A 19,818-nucleotide genomic window follows, 5' to 3' on the forward strand; every position below is an offset into this window, starting at 1 on the left:
GTCCCGGGCGGTCAGTTCAGCGGGTCGTGCTGGATCGCGTCGGGATTCACGCCTGCGGCCCGTAGTCGCAGCGCGGTGTGGAAGACCATCGGGGCCGGGCCGGACAGCAGCACCTGGCGGCCCCGCCAGTCGGCGTACGTCGCGGCCACCTCGCCGACGCGGCCGTAGCGCACTTCGAGCCCCCAGCCGCGCGGATCGGTGCCGCCGGTGAGCCACCACGGGTCCTCGGTGTTCTCCGTGACGGCGGTGACGCGCAGCCACGGATTCGCGCCGGCCAGCTGTGCGAGCACGCCGAGCTCGTACAGTTCGCCGGGATTCTGTGTTCCGTAGAAGAGGTGGACCGGAGCCGGCTCGCCGAAGCGGGCGTGGTCGATCAGCAGCGCGCGCAGGGGAGCGAGCCCGGTACCGCCGGCGATCAGCAGCGCCGGTCGCGCCGGATCGATGTGCATGGTGCCGTGGCGCTGTGCGAAGGTCCACACGTCTCCGACCGCGGTGTCTCGCACGATGGAGCCGCTGACCCGGCCGCCCGGCACCGCTCGGACGTGGAACTCCAACTCGCCCTGCGGTTTCGAGGGAATGGCCGGGGAGAAGTTGCGCCAGGTCCGGGGCCACTGCGGGATCTGCGTCTCGAGGTACTGGCCGGCGGCGTACGGGGGGTGCGGTCCATCGGCGATCAGCCGGATCACGGCCCGTTCGCGCGTGATCCGGAACTTCTGCACCACGCGGGCGTGCCAGCGCGGGGGACCCTCGGCGCTTTCCGCGGCGCCGCGCATCACACCGGTGGTCAGGAGCATCGCCTGCCCGACGGTCTCCTCCACCTCCGGTGTCCAGCGGTTGCCGAAGGCGAACTGGAACTCCGACATCAGGGCGTCGTAGATCAGCCAGTAGTGCTCGCTGACGACGCCGAACTTGCGGTGGTCGCGGCCCAGCTGCGCGAGGAACTCGACCAGCTCGCCGTGGCCGTCCGGTGCCCCGATCGCGTCGAGCACGTGGTCGATCACATCCACGAATGAGGCTCGGAGAGTGCCCATCGCGGCCGGAAACAACTCTCGGAGGCTGGGCCGCATCGCGAACAGCCGGGCGAAGACGCTGCTCGCGAAACGGTCGGGATCGCTCGCCAGGAGTGCCCGGGTCTGCGCCAGGATCGGCTGCTCGGGCTGAGTCACTCTTCCTGCTCGCTTTCCGCGTCGTCGCTGGTGTTCACGGGCCGCCCGGTGCCGGGCGTGGTCCACTGTAGTCGGCGTGACCGACTGGCCCCGATATTGTTCGGCGTGCCGCTTGTGGGTTGTGGCACGCTAGCGGTGTGACGATGCTCGGTGGACTGCTCCCTGGAATCGTCGACGCGCACGTCCACTACTTCAACCCCACCCGGTCGTCATGGGCGCTCGCCCGCTTCGCGCGGCTGTCGGCGCCCCGGCTGCGACGGTTCGTGCCCACGCCGGCCCTCTCGCTCGCCGCCCGCGTGGGCACCAGCGCCGACCGCCTGTACGGTCTCGATTCGAGCATCCTGACCTCAGCTTACGAACCGGCGCAGTATTCCAGCGACGCCGTCGCACTGCTCTCCATCGCGGGCGTCGGTGTGGAGAGCGTGGTTCAAGTGGAGTCGCACTGGCGGCCGGCGAGGGACCCCGAGTCGCTGATGAACTCGTCGTTCGACGAGCTGAAGTACCTCACGGCGCTTCCGCACGGTCAGAAGGGTCCGGCGCTCGGCGCCACGGTCACGGCAGCCGACCCGCGACATCCCCTGTTCGGCGCCGCTCTCGACCGTCAGCTCGCGTACTCCGACCGCGTTCGCGCCGTCCGGTTCAAGTGGGCGCGGCACGCCGATCCCGAACTGCCGGACTGGTGCGACGAACCGGATGTGGTCGCTTCGACCAGCTTCCTCAAGGGATTCGAGGAGCTCGCCGAACGTGATCTGGCGTTCGTCTCGGTGGCCTACTCCCATCAGCTCGGGCAGCTGGACATGCTCGCCCGGCGGTTCCCCGACACCACGATCATCGTCGAGCACATGGGGATGCCCGCGGGTGCGTTCGGACCGGTCGGCGCGCAGACCGGCATGACGGCTGCCGCGCGTGCCGAGATCCTGAGTCTGTGGCGCGAACGCACCGCCATGATCGCGAATCGGCCGAACGTGGTGGTCAAGGTCTCGGGACTGGGCCTCGCGCTCCTCGGCTACGGCCGGGAGACGTCGGGCACCATCGCCAGCCGAGCGGTACTGGCCGACATGGCCGGGCCGCTGGTACTGCATCTGGTCGACCGGTTCGGTCCCGACCGCGTGATCTTCGGCTCCGACTCCCCGGTCGACCGCCCCAACTCGCCGATCGGCATGACGGTCGGCGCACTGCTCGACGTCCTCGGCGACCGCGGCGACCACCTGTTGACGCAGCTCTTCGCGGGGAACGCCAAGCGCATCTACCGATTCTGAGACGTCAGCCGGCGCGTCGACGAGGTGCCGAAGGGTGTGCCGCCGGATAGAACGTGTTCTAGAGTCGGGGGCGAGATCACACCTGAGAGAGGTATTCGTGGGCAAGTACGTGGTGACCGGCGCGGCGTCGGGAATGGGACACGAAGTGGCGCGACGCCTGCAAGCGGACGGGCACGAGGTGATCGGCGTCGACCTCGCGGACGCCGACGTGGAGGCGGACCTCTCGACGAGCGCAGGCCGGGCACATGCGGTTCGCGCGATCATGACCCGGGCCGGCGGCAGGCTCGACGGCGCCGTGTTCGCCGCCGGGGTGGGCGCGCTGCGCGGCAAGGAACGGCTGACCGTCGAGGTCAACGTGCTCGGCGTCACCGAACTCCTGATGGGTCTGCAACCCGAACTGGCCGCGGCCGACAAAGCCAAGGTGGTGGTGTTCGGCTCCAATTCGACGACGTCGACGCCGTTTGTGCCGCGCCGGGCCGTCAGACTGCTGGAGGCGGGCGAGACCGAGAGAGCTGTGCGCATCGTGCGCCGGATGGGGCCGCTGTCGGGACCCGCGGCGTACGCGGCGTCGAAGATCGCGGTGAGCCGCTGGTGCCGGCGGCACGCGGTGTCCGATCAGTGGGCCGCCGCGGGTATCCGCATCAACGTCATCGCTCCGGGGCCGGTGCTCACGCCTCTGCTGCGCAAACAGCTCGCCAGTTCGACGGCCGCTCAGGTGCGCTCGTACCCGGTGCCGGTGCGTGAGTACGGCACGCCCGAGCAGATCGCCGACTGGGTGATGATCATGCTCTCGCCCGCGGCCGACTTCATGACCGGTTCGGTGGTCACCGTCGACGGCGGCACCGAGGCGCTGCTGCGGACCGACGACTGGCCCGCCCGTCTGCCGCTGCGGCGCGTCCCGCGGATGCTGTCGGCGTTGCGCAACGCACCGAGGAAGGGGCGGGTCGCGGACTACTCCGACGTCTGATCGGCCTTGCACGGAAGACTGAGAGTGCGGTCGACGATGCGGCGCATCGCCCATTCGAACTCTTCGGGGCCGGCATCCGAGCACTGGTAGCCCACCAGGACCATCAGCGAATGCGCGGCGATCTGCTCGGGCTCGTCGGGGTCGGCGATCAGGTCGCCGACGAACTCGGCGACGGCCTCGCACCGGGTCCGGTCCACCTCTCGTACCGCGGCGGCGACGTCGGGGTCTTTCGACGACCAGACGCGCAGCGCCCGCTCGGTGTGGTGCGGCAGATTCCGCGACGCCTCGACCACTGCGAGTATCCGGTCCACCGGGCTGCCGATGGTGCGCAGCTGTGCCACCACGTTGGCCGTCGCCTCGGTCTTCCAGTGCTCGATGAGCGCGGTCTCGAAGTCCCTCCAGCTCTTGAACGAGTGGTAGAAGCCACCGGTGGTGAGACCGGTCTCCGCGCACACCGTCGACTGTTTGAAGCCGCCGTAGCCGTCGCGGGCGAGGACGCGCAGGCCGGCGTCGAGGAACCGGGAACGGAGCGGGTCGAGCGCGGACGGTGATTCGGACATGGCCCGATTGTCGCACGTCGCCGGTGCCCTACAGTCGTGGTGACCTCGGCCGTACCACGGCCGCACCCGCAGGCGAAGGGAACCGCAGCGATGATCTCCGACCACCGAGGCCAGGTATTCACCACAGTCGAGGACCTGGTGGAGGCGATGCTGTCGTCACGGCCGCCGGTGGTGCTCGACGTGCGCTGGCAACTCGGCGACGACGCCGGCCACGACCACTACCGGACCGGGCACGTGCCGGGCGCGGTGTACGTCGACCTCGACACCGAACTGGCGGCACCGCCCTCGCCTGCCGCGGGCCGACACCCGCTGCCCGACCTCGCCGACCTGCAGGCCGCGGCCCGTCGGTGGGGCATCGACGTCGGGTCCCGGGTGGTGGTGTACGACGACTGGGAGGGCAAGGCGGCGGCGCGCGCCTGGTGGCTGCTGCGCTGGGCCGGGCTGGCCGACGTCACCGTTCTGGACGGCGGTCTGGCGGCATGGAAGTCCGCGGGCATGCGCGTCTCCACCGGAGATGCGACCCCGCGCGTCGGCAATGTGGTGCTGTCGGGCGGGCATCTGCCGGTCGTGACGATCGACGAGGTCGCGGCGCGCGACGGTTCGGCCGTCCTGCTCGACGCCCGTGCGCCCGAGCGTTACCGCGGCGACGTCGAGCCGGTGGACCCGAGGCCCGGGCGCATCCCCGGTGCGGTGAACGCCCCGGCGGGCGCCAACGTGACCGCCGACGGCAGATTCAAGCCGTACGGCGAACTCGCCGACCACTTCCGGGCACTCGGCGCCGACCGGGACGCCGTCGTCTACTGCGGCTCGGGCGTCACCGCCGCGCACACGATCGCCGCCCTCGCATCGATCGGGGTGTCCGCGGCGCTGTATCCGGGGTCGTACTCGCAGTGGTCGGCCGATCCGGACCGCCCGGTGGAACGCGGCTGAGCGCGCTATCGCGCCTGGCTCGCACCCGCCAGGCGCGAACGCAGTGCACTCTTGTCGATCTTGCCCACCGAGGTCACCGGTAGGGCGTCGACGGTGTGCAGACGGTCGGGCAGCTTGAACGACGCGAGGCCGCGCTCGGAGAGGAAGGCGCGGACGTCGGGCAGCGAGGGTGCGGTGCCGTCGCGCCCGGGCACCACCACCGCGCAGATGAGTTCACCCAGCGCGTCGTCGGGCAGGCCGACGACGGCGGTGTGCGCGATCCGCGGATGCGCCAGCAGGTGCTCTTCCACATCGTCGGCGGCCACGTTCTCGCCGGCTCGGACGATGGTGTCCTTGATGCGACCGGTGACGGCGAGGTGCCCGGACGGAAGCCGGCGCACCAGATCTCCTGATGAGTAGAAGCCGTCGTCGGTGAACGACCGCAGGTTGTGTTCGGGCGCCCGGTAGTAGCCACGGATCGTGTACGGTCCGCGGACCTGCAGTTCGCCCTCCTCGCCGTCGGGCACCGGCCGGCCGGCGTCGTCGACTATCCGGACCTCGTCGAGCGGACTCATCGGCAGCCCCTGGCTCACGTGCACCAGATCGCGTGGATCGTCGGCCCTCGTGTAGCAGATCAGACCCTCGGCCATGCCGAAGACCTGCTGCACCACCGGGCCCATCGCGGCGTCGATCGCGGCCGCATCGGGTGCGGCGAGTTTGGATCCGCCCACCTGCAGCAGTCGCAGCGAGGAGATGTCGGCGGGCTCCCATTCGGTTGCCGCGCACCACAACTGGGCCAAAGCGGGGACCAGCGCGGTGACCGTGACCCGGTATCGCTCCACCACGTCGAACGCCGAGTCGGGGCTGGGATCCTGGGTGAAGACGGTGCGGCCGCCCGCTGCGATCATCCCGAGCAGTCCGGGGCAGCAGAGGGGGAAGTTGTGCGCTGCCGGGAGCGCCGCGAGATACACGTCGTCGGCCGTCAGTTCGGCGACGGTGGCCGAGGTGGCCGCGTTGAAGGCGTAGTCGTTGTGCGTGCGCGCGATCAGCTTCGGCAGTCCGGTGGTGCCGCCGGAGACCAGGAAGAGCGCGGGCAGATCGGGATCGACGGTGACCGGCGGTCGGGCGTCGGCATCGGGCAGCGGGGCGAACACGCCGGGATCGCCGTTGACGAAGACGTGCTCGACGGACGGGACGCGGTCGCGCAGATCGGCGGCGAGCCCGCGGTAGTCGTAGCCGCCGCGAACGTCGTCGCACAGATAGGCGCGCGCCCCGGAGCCTGCGGCGAGATGAGCGATCTCGGTGATCCGGTGGGCCGGCAGCGCCATGACGGGCACGATGCCCGCGCGCAGGAGGCCGAACGCAGTGGCGGCGAACTCGACGGAATTGTGCAGCTGCAGGACGACGCGCTCTCCGGGCTTCAGACCCGCGCCGATGAATCCGGCCGCACGGCGGTCGGCGGTGGCGAGCAGTTCGCGGTAGGTCAGGGTGAATCCGGTGGCCGCGTCGGTGACCGCGGGGCGGTCGGGATCGGTGGCGGCGCGGTCGGCGAGCGGTGCCCACAGGGGGCGATCGTCGAATACGCCCGCGGCGCGGTAGAGGTCGGCGCGATCGGGCCGATGGGGTGCGAACCCGGTTTCGAGAGTGTCCGCTGAAGATGGCATGCTCGGTCCTAGCTCTAGTTGACGAGGGCAGCCTAACCTACGAGTCGCGGGTGATGTAGATTAGCCTCACCTAATTTCTTTGCGGATCTCCGCTGTGAACGATGGGACTGAACAATGGTTGTGGCACCTGCTTCTCCGGTGGGGGACGCGCCCGTCGACGACGATCTGGCCGCGCGGGCCGCCGCGGTGTGCGGCGCATGGGCGTCGTCGGGTGAATTCGGTGAGTACGTCGTCTACGAACGAGACGGACGCTGGACGTTCGCCGCTCGTCCGCAAGCACGCATCATCCTCACCAAGACCATGGTCATCGTCGATCCGGCGCCCGGAGACGACCACTGCACGCCTCGTGAGATCGCCTGGGACGGCGAACCCGCGGCGGCACTGAACCAGGCGCTCACCGGGCTGGGTCTGCCCCGGTGGCGGCTGTACGGCTGGGTCGGATTCGACTACTGCGCGCCGCACTACGGCCTGCTCGACCGCGTCCGTGACGACGTGGTGCTCGCCCATCTGATCGTGCCCGGGCTCGAGGCCTTCGTGGACGCGGACGGGATCTCGGCACCGGGGGCCGACGAGGCCACTCTCGCGCGACTGCGCGAACTCGCCGATCTGCCGGTCCACGCCGGCGGGGAGGAGTCGATCCGCCGGGCGGAGCCCGTGGAGATCGATGTCTCGGCCGACCCCGACGACTACCGCGGCCGGGTCGCGACGGCCGTGCGCGAGATCAACGACGGCCGATACCAGAAGGTGATTCTGTCCCGCAGTGTCGATGTGGGCTTCGACGTCGACATCCCCGCGACCTACGTCCGCGGCCGCAAGAGCAACAACCCCGCGCGGTCGTACCTGCTGCATCTCGGCGGACTCGAGGCCGCCGGTTTCAGCCCCGAGTTGGTGGTCGCCGCCGACGGTCTCGGGTCGGTGGTCACCGAACCGCTCGCGGGTACCCGTGCCTTCGGCCGCTCGCCGGAGGCGGACGCCGCCGCCCGCGAAGACCTGCTCTCCGATGAGAAGGAGATCGCCGAACACGCGATGTCGGTGCGCGCCTGCTTCAGCGAGATCGAATCGGTGGCGCTGCCCGGCACCACCGCGGTGAACGAGTACATGGTGGTCCGCGAACGCGGCAGCGTGCAGCATCTCGCGTCCACGGTCTCCGGGAGGCTCGACCCGGCTGCCGGACCGTGGCGGGCGCTGGGCGTGCTGTTCCCGTCGATCACCGCCTCCGGCATCCCCAAGGCACCCGCCCTCGAGGCGATCTACCGGCTCGAACCCGCGCGTCGCGAGCTCTACTCCGGCGCCGTCCTGATCGCCGATTCGAGCGGTGAACTGGAGGCGACGCTGGCGCTGCGCACCATCTTCGCTGAGGGCGATCGCGTGTGGCTGCGCGCCGGCGCGGGGATCGTCGGGCAGTCGCGCCCCGAGCGGGAGTTCGAAGAGACCTGCGAGAAGCTGGCCAGCGTGGCCCCGTACGTCGTGCGGGCGGCGCGGTGAGCGCGCCGACCGACCGGCCGACGGCCGCCGCAGTCCGCGAGGACGTCGCCGCGCTGCTCGACGTCGATCCGGCCACCATCACCGACACGGACGACCTCATCGGTCTGGGCCTGGACTCGATCCGGATGATGCGGCTGGCCGGCGGCTGGCGCAAGAGCGGACACGACGTCAACTTCGCCGACCTCGCCGCCCGCCCGACCGTCGCCGACTGGGCGGTCATGCTCGGCGCAGACCCGGCGGACGAAGCGGCTTCCGCGCCTGCCGAGTTCGACGAGTCGGCGTGGTCGGAGGCGGCGTTCCCGCTGGCGCCCATGCAGCACGCGTACTGGGTCGGACGCACCGGTGCCGCCGACCTCGGCGGTGTGGCCGCGCACCTGTACGTCGAGTTCGACGGCGCGGGTCTGGACCCCGACCGGCTCGCCGCGGCGGCGCAGGCGCTCGCCGCCCGCCACGGCATGCTCCGCGCACGGTTCCGTTCCGACGGACGCCAAGAGGTGCTCGACACTCTGCCGCGACCGGCGCTGACGGTCGACGATCTGCGCGAGGCCGTACCCGGCGAGATCGACCGGATCCTCGAGCAGCGGCGCGAGGCCAAGAGCCACCAGGTCCTCGACATCGCTGCCGGACAGGTCTTCGACCTCACGCTCACTCTGCTTCCCGGCGGTCGCCACCGTCTGCACTTCGACATCGACATGCTCGCCGCGGACGCGATGAGCTACCGCACCCTGCTGCGCGACCTGGTCTCGGCCTACGACGGTGCGCAACTGCCGCCCCTGGCCATCGAATACCGCGACTACCTGCGGCATCGGGCCGAGCATCCGGATCCGGCACGCGCCGCCGACCGCGAATGGTGGACCGCACGGCTGCCTGACCTGCCGGGCGGACCGGTCCTGCCGACCCGCCCGCCCGGGCAGTCGCAGAGCGCTGCCCCGCGGGTGCGGCGGATGAACCACTGGCTCGACGCTCGGGCCCGCGAACGTCTTCTCGCCGCAGCACGCGAGCGCGGAGTGACGCCGGCGGCGGTCGTGGGAGCGGTGTACGCCGCGAGCGTCGGCGCGTGGTCTGCCACACCGCGTTTCCTGCTGAACGTGCCGCTGTTCCAGCGAGTGCCGATGCACGACGAGATCGAGTCGGTCTCCGGAGACTTCAGCTCCTCGATCCTGGTGGACGTCGACCTGAGGACGCTGACCGAACCAGGCCGCGGATCGGTGCTCGACCTCGCGCGCGAGGTGCAGCGACGGATGCACGAAGCCGGTGCGCACAGCGCGTACGGCGCGCTCGAAGTGCTTCGCGACCTCGGCCGTCTGCGCGGCGAGACGGTGCTGGCCCCGGTGGTCTTCACCAGTGCGCTGGGGCTCGGCGAACTCTTCGCCGACGAGGTCTACGACCGGCTCGGCGAGCCCGCGCACATCGTCTCGCAGGGCCCGCAGGTGTTGCTCGACGCCCAGGTCACCGAGGTGGGCGGTGGCCTGCTGACCAACTGGGACGTCCGCATCGACCAGTTCCCGGACGGCGTGGTGGAGGCCATGTTCGAGCACTTCACCAACGCGCTCGACCGGCTCGCCGCCGCCGATTCGACGGCGGGCTGGCTGGCCGAGGCGCTGCCGCACCTGCCCGCCGCCCAGCGGGCGGTCCGATGCGAGGTCAACGACACCGCGGCGCCGACCTCCGGGCGTGTGCTGCACGAAGGCTTCTTCCAGATCGCGGCCCAGCACCCCGATCGCACCGCGCTCGTCTGGCGCAACGGGAGCGCCACCTACGGTGAACTCGCGGCACAGGCGCTCGCCGTGGCGGCCGCGCTGCGGTCGGCGGGAGCGCGGCCGGGCGATGCGGTCGGTGTGCAGATTCCCAAGGGCTACCGGCAGGTGATCGCGACGCTCGGCGTCTACGCCTCCGGTGCCGTGTGGGTTCCGGTCACCTACGATCAACCCGCTCCGCGGCGTTCGGCCATTCTGCGGACCGGCGAGGCGTCGCTGCTGCTGACCGACGGGGTCGTGGCACCAGACGCACTGGACGTTCCGGCGCTGGAACTGAGCGACGCGATGGCGGCGGCACCGCTGTCGGGCCCGTACCTGCCCGACCCCGAGGCGGTGGCATATGTGCTGTTCACCTCGGGTTCCACCGGTGCCCCCAAGGGTGTCGAGGTGCCGCACCGGGCGGCGATGAACACCATCGACGACATCAATCAGCGTTTCGGTGTCGGCCCCGACGACCGATCGCTCACGGTCGCGGCACTGGAGTTCGACATCTCGGTGTACGACATCTTCGGCTTGTACAGCGCGGGCGGAGCGGTGATCGCCGTCGACGCCGACGACGCCAAGGACCCGGCGGCGTGGCGCGAACTCCTCGTGACCCACCGCGCGAGCATTCTGACCTGTGTCCCCAGCGCGCTCGACATGTTGTTGACGTTGGCGGAGACGGAGGCCGACGGTGCGGCGCTGGGTGATTCGCTGCGCGCGGTGCTCCTCGGCGGCGACTGGGTGGGCGCCGATCTCCCGGACCGACTGCGCGCACTGGCCCCGCGGGCCCGTTTCGCCGGTCTCGGCGGAGCCACGGAGATCGCGATCCACGGCACCGTGTGCGAGGTGACCCGGGCGCCGGACCACTGGACCAGCGTCCCGTTCGGGACACCGTTGAACAACGTGGCCTGCCGAGTGGTCAGCGAACTCGGTGCCGACTGCCCCGACTGGGTGACCGGCGAGCTGTGGGTGGGCGGCGACGGCGTCGCGCACGGCTACCGAAACGAGCCGCAGCGCACCGCGGAACGGTTCGTGGAGTTCGAGGGCCGCCGGTGGTATCGCACCGGTGATCTCGCGCGCTACTGGCCCGACGGCACGATCGAGTTCCTGGGCCGCGCCGACAATCAGGTGAAGATCCGCGGGTTCCGCGTCGAACTCGGCGAGATCGAAGGTGCTCTGCGCTCGCTGCCCGACGTGCGGCATGCGGTGGCGGTGCTGATCAAGGGGAACGGACCGGTCACGCTGGCCGCCGCGGTGGCACCCGAACCGGGTGCCGCGCCGTCACCGGAGGGCCTGCTCGCCGGGCTGGCCGGACTGGTTCCGGCGTACATGGTTCCGGCGGTGCTCCAGGTCCGGGACGAGCTCCCGCTGACCGGCAACGGGAAGCTCGACCGCGCGGCCATCACCGCGAGTCTGAGCGGCGCGTCCGACGTCGACGCGCCCCGGCGGTCGCCGGAGACCGATCTGCACCGCGCTCTGCTCGACATCGTCGCCGGTGTCCTCGGCGGTGATCGCGAACTGGGCATCGACGACGACTTCTTCGCCGCGGGCGGCGACTCGGTGCTCGCCACCACCGTCATCGCACGGATCCGCGACCTGCTCGACGCGCCGCAGGCCGGGGTGGCCGACATCTTCGCGGCGCGGACCGTGGCGGAGCTGGCGCGCCGACTCGACGCCGCCGACGAGCGGGCGGGACGGCTGGAGCGCGTGGCGACGATCTACCTGGAGATCGCCGCGATGGACGATGAGGAGTTGATGGCGCAGTGACCGTGAACCGCCCCGACGCCGGAGCGTCCGACGCCTTCTCCGCCGGCACGCTGGTGGCGATCGGCGCCGGACCCAAGTCGCTGTCGGTGGCCGCCAAGGCCAAGGTGATGGCCGATCTCGGCCTGCCCGCGCCGCGCGTGGTGATCGTCGACCGGTACGGGGTGGGCGGCAACTGGCTTCCGCTCGGCGGCTGGACCGACGGTCGTCACCGGCTCGGCACCAGCCCGGAGAAGGACCTCGGCTTCCCGTACCGCGGCGCGCCGCACCGCACTCATGCCGCGCAGATCAACGCGGGAATGCTGGAGTACAGCTGGATGGCGTTCCTGGTGGCGCATCAGACGTACACCGAATGGATCGACCGCGGCCGGCCCAACCCGCACCATCACGTGTGGGCTCGCTATCTGGACTGGGCGGCGGCCAAATCTGGGGCCGAACTGCACATCGGCACGGTGGAGCGCGTCCGCGTGGTCGACGGCGGATGGAGCGTCGACTTCCGCACGTCGGACGGCGGTCTCGACAGCGTCGACGGCGACGGACTGCTGGTGACCGGACCGGGTTCGAGTGACGAGCCGCTGCTCGACGATCCCCGCGTACTGTCGGTGGCCGGTTTCTGGGATGCGGTGTCGCGCAGGGCGATTCCGGCGTCATCGCGGTCCGCGGTGATCGGCGGCGGTGAGACCGCGGCGTCGGCGCTGGACGAGTTGGTCCGGCACGAGGTGATGTCGATCTCGGTCATCTCACCGGCGCCGACGATCTACACCCGCGGCGAGAGTTACTTCGAGAACTCGGTGTTCTCCGATCCGACGGGGTGGCCGTCGCTGTCCGCGGCGGAGCGGCGCGATGTGATCCGCAGGACCGACCGCGGCGTGTTCTCGGTGAGCGTGCAGGAGAACTTGCTGGCCGACGAGCGGATCCACCACCTGCGAGGCCGAGTGACCGCCGCGCGACGGGTGGGGGAGTCGGTGGCGTTGACCCTCGGCAACCCAGGCCGGTCGGCGGCCGAGCACTCGTTCGATCTGGTGGTGGACGCGACCGGCGGTCGGCCGCTGTGGTTCCTGGACCTGTTCGACGCCGAGAGCGTCGACGAACTCGAGCTGGCGCTGGGCGGACGGCCCGACCTACCGCGTCTGGAGACGGCGATCGGGCACGATCTGGCGGTCGAAGGGTTGTCGCAGGCGCTGTATCTGCCGAATCTGGCCGGCTTCGCGCAGGGCCCGGGATTTCCGAATCTGAGCTGCCTCGGCGAGCTCTCCAATCGGGTATTGCGCAGTGCGGTGGATCGGTCGGCGGCGCGGACGGGAGCGAAGCGATGAGTGCGTCCGACACGGGATACCGCATCGAACGCGAGCTGACCGACGTCTCGGACGCGGTGCGCGAGGCGGGCGCCCCGCCGGTGCCGTCGACGATCGGCGCGTTCGCATTGCGCACGGTGGAGCCAGGGGGAGCCGACCCGGCGCTGCTGGAGGAGTGGTTCGCGCGGCCGCACCTGGTGCAGACCTGGGAACAGGAATGGTCCGCGGCACGCTGGCGGGACGACGCCCGGTATCGCCTCGACGGCGACTACTCGCGGCCGATCATCTTCTCCCGCAAGGGCGTTGATGTGGGGTACCTGGAGATCTACCGCGTGGCGCGCGACGAGATCGCCCGCCTGTATCCGGTGGACCCGCACGACCTCGGACTCCACGTCGCGACGGCTGATCCGGAGTTGCTCGGCCGCGGGGAGATCTCGGCGTTCATCCGTGAACTCGCCGACGCACTCTTCGCCGCCGATCCCGACTGTCGTTGCATCGCAGTGGAACCCGCGTCGTCGAACACTCCCATGCGCCGGGCCCTGACCAAGCGCGGCTGGACCGATCACGGCGAATTCCAGGTCCGCCCGGACCGCCGCATCGCCCTCCACCTGCTCCCCCGCGAGAGGAGCTCCCCCCATGCCTGAGCACCCCTCACCCAGGCTTGTTCAGCGAGCGAGCCCCAGCAGGCCTGTTGAGCGAGCGAGTCCCCCCAGGCTTGTTGAGCGAGTGCAGCGAGTCGAAACGATCACTCGCGCAGGCTGGGACCGCCCCGCGTGTTGTGGACTCAGCCTGCGCCCGGTGGTTTCGACTCGCTGCGCTCGCTCAACCAGCCTGGAGGGTGGCTCAACCGGCCTGGGCTTGAGTGTTCGTCCAGCGGGCAGCGTGGCTCTCTCCAGGTTTATTGAGCAAGCGAGTCTCCCCAGGTTTGTCGAGCAAGCGAGTCCCCCGAGGTTTGTTGAGCGAGCGCAGCGAGTCGAAACGATCACTCGCGCAGGCTGGGAGTGCTCCGCATTTTGTGGACTCGGCCTGCGTCCGGTGGTTTCGACTCGCTTCGCTCGCTCAACCNGGCTCAACCGGCCTGGGCTTGAGTGTTCGTCCAGCGGGCAGCGTGGCTCTCTCCAGGTTTATTGAGCAAGCGAGTCTCCCCAGGTTTGTCGAGCAAGCGAGTCCCCCGAGGTTTGTTGAGCGAGCGCAGCGAGTCGAAACGATCACTCGCGCAGGCTGGGAGTGCTCCGCATTTTGTGGACTCGGCCTGCGTCCGGTGGTTTCGACTCGCTTCGCTCGCTCAACCAGCCTGGAGGGTGGCTCAACCGGCCTGGGGTTGAGTGTTCGTCCAGCGGGCAGCGTGGCTCTCTCCAGGCTTGTTGAGCGAGCGAGTCTCCCCAGGTTTGTTGAGCGAGCGAGTCCCCCGAGGATTGTTGAGCGAGCGCAGCGAGTCGAAACGATCGCTCGCGCAGGGTGGGACCGCTCCGCGTTTTGTGGACTCAGCCTGCGTCCGGTGGTTTCGACTCGCTTCGCTCGCTCAACCCGCCTGGAGGCTCGCTCAACAAACCTGGAGGGTGGCTCAACCAGCCTGGCGGCTCGCTCAACCAGCCTGGCAATGAGGGCTTGCTCAACCAACATGGCGATGAGGACTCGCTCAACGGGCCCCGGCATGAGGACCTGCTCGACCACTGAAACACCGCACGACTTTGGGAACAAGAGATGACTACACCCGCGACCACTCGCAAGGCACCCGCACTCCGGGCGTTTCACAAGCCGGCCGACGCCGACGCGCCGATCCTTCTCGTCTTCCCCCACGCGGGCGGGGGAGCGTCGTCGTACCGTGACCTGTCGGGGCGGTTGTCGGCTCACTTCGACGTCCGCGTGATGCAGTATCCGGGACGGCAGGACCGGATGCGCGAGGACGCCGCGACCGGACTCGGAGAGTTGGCGACCGAAGCCGCGGAGGCCTTCACCGCCACCGCCGACTTCGCCGACCGTCCGGTGGTGGTGTTCGGGCACAGCATGGGCGCGATCGTCGCCTTCGAGTTCACCCGACTGCTGGAGGCGCAGGGCACGACACCCCGACGGCTCATCGTCTCAGCGGCTACCGCGCCGAGCCGAGTGGCTCAACTGCCGAAGCATCCCGACTCCGACGAGGACCTGCTGGCACATCTGACGGGCCTGCAGGGCACCGGCGGCGCGGTGATGGGCAGCGATTCGGTGATGCGGATGGCGCTGCCGGTGCTCCGAGCCGATTACCGGGCGTTCGACGCCTACGACTGCGCCGCCGACGTCCAGGTGTCGACCCCGATCCAGGTGGTCGGCGGAGCGGACGATCCAGTGATCCGGCCGTACCAGCTCCACTCGTGGTCCGACCACGCCGACGAGGTGGAGGTCAGCCTCGTCGACGGCGGCCACTTCTACCTCAACGAACATCCGGACGCGCTCGTCGACCTGCTGGTGCGGACCGCGACGGGCGGAGGAACCCGGTGACCGCGCACCACCCGTACGTCGCCGGAGGCGCGGATTCGGCACCCGACGACGCCGTCGTGATCGCGGGCATGGCGGTCGAGGCGCCGGGCGGCATCGACACCCCGGAGGACTTCTACGCAGCCCTCGCCGCCGGTGAGGACTTGATCGGGCCGATGCCCCGCGACCGCGGCTGGCCGGTGGACCAACTGCTTTCCCTTGACCGCGTTCCCGGTTGGGGTGCCGTGCCCGACGCCGGTGGATTCCTCGACGGCGCAGCCGAATTCGACCCCCAGTTCTTCGGGCTCAGCCCGCGAGAGGCGACGGCGATGGATCCGCAGCAGCGGGTCGCGCTCCGGGTGGCCTGGCGGGCCGTCGAGAACGCGGGCGTCAACCCCGCCGCCCTCGACGGCCGGGAGATCGGAGTCTTCTTCGGAGCTTCCGGCATGGAGTACGGACCCACGGTGGCAGCCGTGAACGACTACTCCGGCCACCGGATCGCCGGAACCGCACTGGGTTCGGTGTCCGGACGGATCTCGCACGCCCTCGGACTGACGGGCCCGGCGATCACCGTCGACACCGCGTGCGCGTCGTCGCTCACCGCCGTGCATCAGGCGGCCGCAGCGATCCGCTCCGGCGAATGCGACTGGGCGATCGCCGGCGGCGTGTGCGTGATGGGGTCGCCGGGAGCGTTCTTCGAGTTCTCCCGCAACAATGCGCTCGCCGCCGACGGACGGTGCCGCTCGTACTCGTCGGGGGCCACCGGCACCGTCTGGGGCGAGGGCGCCGGCGCGGTGATTCTGGAGAGCGCCGGCTCCGCCCGGTCCGCCGGACACCGCATCTACGGAGTGGTGGCCGGATCGCGGGTGAACCACAACGGTTCCGGGGCGCCGATCGTGGTGCCGAGCGCGGACGCCCAGCGCCGGGTGATCGCGGGCGCACTCGCCGCCGCCGGCGTGGACGCGGCACAGATCGACCTGATCGAGGGGCACGGAACCGGCACTCTGGGCGACCCGATGGAACTCGACGCGCTCTCGGCCGTCTACGGCGCCGCCCGGGCCGACGACCGTCCCGCCGCCGTCGGATCGGTGAAATCGAACGCCGGACACGCGCAGGCGGCGGCCGGAATCCTCGGTCTCATCAAAGTCCTGCAATGCGGCCGGAACGGCACGATCGTCGGCACGCGGTTCGCCGACGAGCCGACCGACAAGATCGACTGGGACACCGCCGGGCTGCGACTGCCCGCCGCCACCGAACCCTGGCCGGCGCGCGACGGCCACCGTTTCGCCGCCGTCTCCAGCTTCGGCGTGTCCGGAACCAACGCCCATCTCATCGTCGACATGCCGGAGGCCCCGAATGCCTGACACGCCTCAGACCGGTGCGCAGTACCTCTTGCCCGACGGTCGCATCCCGGTGGTCGTCTCCGCGGACGCCGAAGACCAGCTCGGCCGGTTCGCGGCCTCCATCGCGCGCTATCTGCGGGCGCATCCGGCCGTCGACGCGCAGCGGGCGGCCGCATATCTGCTCGACGCCCGGCCGGTCCGCCGACACCGTGCGATCGCGGCGGTCGCCGACCGCGATGAGCTGCTGGGCGCACTCGATGCGCTCGCCGCCGGCCGATCGCACCCCGCGGTGGTCCGCGGGACCGCCGCCGCACACCGCTTCGCGTACGTCTACCCGGGCCAGGGCAGCCAGCGGCCCGGCATGGGTGCGGTGGACTACGACCGCTCCGCCGCCTACCGCGCCGCCGTCGACGAGTGTCACGCCGCCTCGCTCGACCTCTTCGGAACGTCGCCGATCGACTACGTCCTCGGCCGCGGCGACGCGGAACAGACCGACGACGTGCGGGTGGTGCAGCCGGCGCTGTTCATGCACATGCTGGGTCTGACGGCAATGTGGGACGCGGCGGGCGTCCGACCGTCGATGACCGTGGGACACAGTCAGGGCGAGATCGCCGCGGCGGTGCGCAGCGGCATCGCCAGTCTGCGCGACGCGCTGATCGTGGTGACCGTGCGGGCACGCGCGGTGGACGCGGTGGCGCCCCGCGGGTACACGATGGCCGTCGTCGGAATCAGTCTCGACGAGGCCGAGGCGCTGCTGGCCCGCAATTCCGGATGGATGGAATTGTCGGTGGTGAACTCCGAGCACATCCTGTGCGTGTCGGGGGAACGGCAAGCGGTGCTCGGGCTGATCGCCGCGCTGGAGGCCGAGGGCAAGTTCGCCAAGGAGATCCGCGTCGCCTACCCGGCGCACACCAGCATCGTCAGCAAGTTCGCCGACGAGTTCCAGACGGCGTTCGACGCCTACGGTCTCGGCCGGACGTTCACCGATCCCCGGATCCCGTGCATCGGCGCCACGCTCGGGGAGGCGATCGAGCCGTCGACCCCGGTGCGCGACTACTGGTTCTGGAACCTGCGCAACCGCGTCCGGTTCGACCGAGCGGTTCACACGGCGGCAGACGCCGGAGCCGACGTCTACATCGAGATCGCCGAGCATCCGACGCTGGTGCTGGCGTTGTCGGAGACGCTGGCGGGCTCGCCCGATGCCACGATCCTGAGCACCCGCCGCCGCGAGTGCACCGATCACACGCTCTTCACTCGCAACGTCGTGACGGTCGCGGCCACCGACCTGACCTTCGACTGGTCGAGCTGGGAGGTGCGCGGGCGCACTCGCGGGCTCCCGCTGGAGGCCTTCCCGAACTCGCCGATGCGCAAGACCCGCCTGTGGGCCAGGCCGGACGCCGGCGTCGGAGACGCCGTCAACCGCCCGGGGTGGGCCGCACCGCCCGCCGACCACGACGTGCGTGTGCTCGACGTCCGCTGGCAGCGTCCGGCGAGCCGGCGCTCGGCTGCCCCGCAGCGCATGGCGGTGCTGGCGCTTCCCGGATCAGATCTGAGTCTCGCCGCCGGCATCTGCTCGGCCGCGCCGCAGCACGGCGCCGTGGCCTGGCAGGTACCCGACGGCGGTGCCGAGATCGGTGAGGTCGACGCCGCACTGGTGCTCCTGCCCGCGCGCGGCGACGACGTCGAAGCCGAGCTCGCCGCGGTCCTGGCCGGCTCGGCCTGGCGAGGCGGTCTCGCGGAACTCCCGCCGACCGTGTGGATCGTCAGCACGGGGGCGGAGACGGCAGTGGACGGCGACGTCGCCGACCCGGTGCACGCCGCGGCCGTCGCCGGGCTGCGCTGCCTGGCCACCGAGCAGTCCGGGGTGCGCGTCGCGCAGCTCGATCTCCCTGCGCGGCAGCCGGTCTCGGCTGACGATGTGCTAGCGGCCGTCCATGTCGCGGGCGAGCCGGCGATCGCACTGCGAGACGGCGCGGTACTCGTCAAGCGACTGATGCCGACGGAAGCGGGGTCGGTCGCCGACCTCGATCTCACGCACGCCGTCATCACCGGCGGCACCGGGAAGGTCGGACTCGCCGTCGCCGAACGCTTCGCGCGCGACGGTGCGCGCCGGATCACCCTGCTCAGTCGTTCCGGCGGCGACGAGACGGCTCATCGCGTCGCCGCCCGGTTGTCCCGGCGTCACGGAGTGGACGTAGACCTGCGGCGCTGCGACCTCACCTCGGACACCGAGCCGGCGCAGCTGGCGGATCTGCCTCCGGTCACCACTCTGGTGCATGCCGCGCTCGACTACGTCGAGCGGCCGCTGTCGGAGATCACCGAGGCCGATGTGCGGCGCGCCGTGGATGCGAAGGTGAGCGGACTCGCCCGGGTTCTCGACGGGATCGGGGGCGCACCGCGGGTCGTGCTCTGTGCGTCGCTCGCAGCCACCCTTGGAGGCCGGGGACAGGCGCTGTACGCCGCCGCGAACCGTCTCCTCGAGGTGGAGGCCGCCCGGCTGCGGACGACCGGGGTGGACGCCGTCGCGCTCGCCTGGGGCTTGTGGGCGGTGCAGGGACCGCTCGACGCCGACGGGCTGGCGCGCGTCACGGCGACGGGCGTGGTGCCGATGGCGCCGACCGCGGCACTCGACGCGGGTCTCGCCGTTCACGGGGGCGATGCCGTGGTGATGGCGGCGTCCTGGCCGGACCTGCGCCATCTGTTGGAGATGACCGGGTCGGGCGTGCTGATCGAGGAGGTGCCCGATCGCGTCGGCGCACCGGAATCGGGACACGAAGAGGAGGCCGCGGCAGCCGACGCCGCGGTCGAGACGGAGCACACCGAAGAAGCCGAGACGGCGCCGGCCGAGGTACCGGAGACGCCGCCGGCACCTGCTCGATCGGGCGACTTGACGGCGAACCTGATCGACGAGTTGGCGGTCGCGATGGGTCTCGCGGCGACGGACATCGATCCCGCTGCGCCGCTGGTGGCGCTGGGTATGGACTCACTGCAGGCACTCGACTTCCGCAAACGGGTCCAGACCGCGCTGGCGTGCGACCTTCCGGTGGAGGCGATCCTGGGCGGCGCCAGCCTCGATGAGGTGGTTGCGTTGATGGACGAGGCCGCGTAGCGCTCGCGTCATCTTCCGGGTGTGGGGCGCGCAGCGAAACGGACGAATCCGTGACCAGGGTAACCGTACTAAGGCTAGACTTACCTTCTTAAGGTTTGGTTCAA

At 70.6% G+C, this 19,818-nt stretch carries 13 protein-coding genes; 10 read left to right on the plus strand and 3 right to left on the minus strand.

The window, feature by feature from the left end; translation table 11 throughout:
* Positions 1-11: 11 nt before the first annotated feature.
* The gene (locus Y710_RS04260) at positions 12-1,166 is read right to left on the minus strand and encodes an FAD-binding oxidoreductase (protein WP_062366498.1); all 1,155 of its coding nucleotides are present in this window, start codon (positions 1,164-1,166) and stop codon (positions 12-14) included.
* A gap of 143 nt (positions 1,167-1,309) precedes the next feature.
* Here Y710_RS04260 and Y710_RS04265 point away from each other — a divergent pair, with 143 nt between their 5' ends.
* A complete protein-coding gene (locus Y710_RS04265) occupies positions 1,310-2,425 on the plus strand; it encodes an amidohydrolase family protein (protein WP_006896069.1) in 1,116 nt (371 codons plus the stop codon).
* 97 nt (positions 2,426-2,522) lie between these two features.
* The gene (locus tag Y710_RS04270; RefSeq protein ID WP_062366500.1) at positions 2,523-3,392 is read left to right on the plus strand and encodes an SDR family oxidoreductase; all 870 of its coding nucleotides are present in this window, start codon (positions 2,523-2,525) and stop codon (positions 3,390-3,392) included.
* Here Y710_RS04270 and Y710_RS04275 read toward each other — a convergent pair.
* Positions 3,377-3,952, minus strand: coding sequence for a TetR/AcrR family transcriptional regulator (locus tag Y710_RS04275; protein WP_006896071.1), 576 nt, complete (start codon positions 3,950-3,952; stop codon positions 3,377-3,379). The genes Y710_RS04270 and Y710_RS04275 overlap by 16 nt on opposite strands.
* A gap of 90 nt (positions 3,953-4,042) precedes the next feature.
* On the opposite strand from Y710_RS04275, the gene Y710_RS04280 reads away from it, so the two are divergent.
* Complete coding sequence (locus tag Y710_RS04280) at positions 4,043-4,882, plus strand: sulfurtransferase (protein ID WP_006896072.1); 840 nt, start codon at positions 4,043-4,045, stop codon at positions 4,880-4,882.
* Positions 4,883-4,887: 5 nt separating this feature from the next.
* Here Y710_RS04280 and Y710_RS04285 read toward each other — a convergent pair whose 3' ends face one another.
* On the minus strand, positions 4,888-6,525 hold the full coding sequence (locus Y710_RS04285; protein WP_006896073.1) for a (2,3-dihydroxybenzoyl)adenylate synthase: 1,638 nt from the start codon (positions 6,523-6,525) through the stop codon (positions 4,888-4,890).
* A 114-nt stretch (positions 6,526-6,639) separates the two neighbouring features.
* Here Y710_RS04285 and Y710_RS04290 point away from each other — a divergent pair, with 114 nt between their 5' ends.
* From Y710_RS04290 to Y710_RS04320, 7 genes are all read left to right on the plus strand, one after another.
* Positions 6,640-8,010: a salicylate synthase gene (locus Y710_RS04290; RefSeq protein ID WP_006896074.1), complete on the plus strand. Its 1,371-nt coding sequence runs from the start codon at positions 6,640-6,642 to the stop codon at positions 8,008-8,010.
* Complete coding sequence (locus Y710_RS04295) at positions 8,007-11,516, plus strand: non-ribosomal peptide synthetase (protein WP_062366502.1); 3,510 nt, start codon at positions 8,007-8,009, stop codon at positions 11,514-11,516. Before Y710_RS04290 ends, Y710_RS04295 begins: the two co-directional genes overlap by 4 nt.
* Complete coding sequence (locus Y710_RS04300) at positions 11,513-12,829, plus strand: SidA/IucD/PvdA family monooxygenase (protein WP_062366505.1); 1,317 nt, start codon at positions 11,513-11,515, stop codon at positions 12,827-12,829. The genes Y710_RS04295 and Y710_RS04300 overlap by 4 nt, the downstream gene beginning before the upstream one ends.
* Positions 12,826-13,452, plus strand: coding sequence for a GNAT family N-acetyltransferase (locus Y710_RS04305; RefSeq protein WP_062366506.1), 627 nt, complete (start codon positions 12,826-12,828; stop codon positions 13,450-13,452). Before Y710_RS04300 ends, Y710_RS04305 begins: the two co-directional genes overlap by 4 nt.
* 1,060 nt (positions 13,453-14,512) lie before the next feature.
* Positions 14,513-15,286, plus strand: coding sequence for a thioesterase II family protein (locus Y710_RS04310; protein ID WP_062366509.1), 774 nt, complete (start codon positions 14,513-14,515; stop codon positions 15,284-15,286).
* A complete protein-coding gene (locus tag Y710_RS04315; protein WP_082781256.1) occupies positions 15,283-16,626 on the plus strand; it encodes a beta-ketoacyl [acyl carrier protein] synthase domain-containing protein in 1,344 nt (447 codons plus the stop codon). Before Y710_RS04310 ends, Y710_RS04315 begins: the two co-directional genes overlap by 4 nt.
* Positions 16,619-19,714 carry an SDR family NAD(P)-dependent oxidoreductase gene (locus Y710_RS04320; protein ID WP_062366511.1) on the plus strand — a complete coding sequence of 1,032 codons (3,096 nt, stop codon included), beginning with the start codon at positions 16,619-16,621 and terminating at the stop codon, positions 19,712-19,714. Before Y710_RS04315 ends, Y710_RS04320 begins: the two co-directional genes overlap by 8 nt.
* Positions 19,715-19,818 lie beyond the last annotated feature (104 nt).

Source organism: Gordonia sp. QH-12 (assembly GCF_001578675.1).
In the GTDB taxonomy this organism is placed as follows: domain Bacteria; phylum Actinomycetota; class Actinomycetes; order Mycobacteriales; family Mycobacteriaceae; genus Gordonia; species Gordonia sihwensis.

Excerpts from the sequence above, each read along its gene's own strand:
- Y710_RS04265 (WP_006896069.1), top strand. The coding sequence starts at position 1,310 with ATGCTCGGTGGACTGCTCCCTGGAATCGTCGACGCGCACGTCCACTAC.
- Y710_RS04275 (WP_006896071.1), bottom strand. The coding sequence starts at position 3,952 with ATGTCCGAATCACCGTCCGCGCTCGACCCGCTCCGTTCCCGGTTCCTC.
- Y710_RS04280 (WP_006896072.1), top strand. The coding sequence starts at position 4,043 with ATGATCTCCGACCACCGAGGCCAGGTATTCACCACAGTCGAGGACCTG.
- Y710_RS04285 (WP_006896073.1), bottom strand. The coding sequence starts at position 6,525 with ATGCCATCTTCAGCGGACACTCTCGAAACCGGGTTCGCACCCCATCGG.
- Y710_RS04290 (WP_006896074.1), top strand. The coding sequence starts at position 6,640 with ATGGTTGTGGCACCTGCTTCTCCGGTGGGGGACGCGCCCGTCGACGAC.
- Y710_RS04305 (WP_062366506.1), top strand. The coding sequence starts at position 12,826 with ATGAGTGCGTCCGACACGGGATACCGCATCGAACGCGAGCTGACCGAC.
- Y710_RS04310 (WP_062366509.1), top strand. The coding sequence starts at position 14,513 with ATGACTACACCCGCGACCACTCGCAAGGCACCCGCACTCCGGGCGTTT.
- Y710_RS04320 (WP_062366511.1), top strand. The coding sequence starts at position 16,619 with ATGCCTGACACGCCTCAGACCGGTGCGCAGTACCTCTTGCCCGACGGT.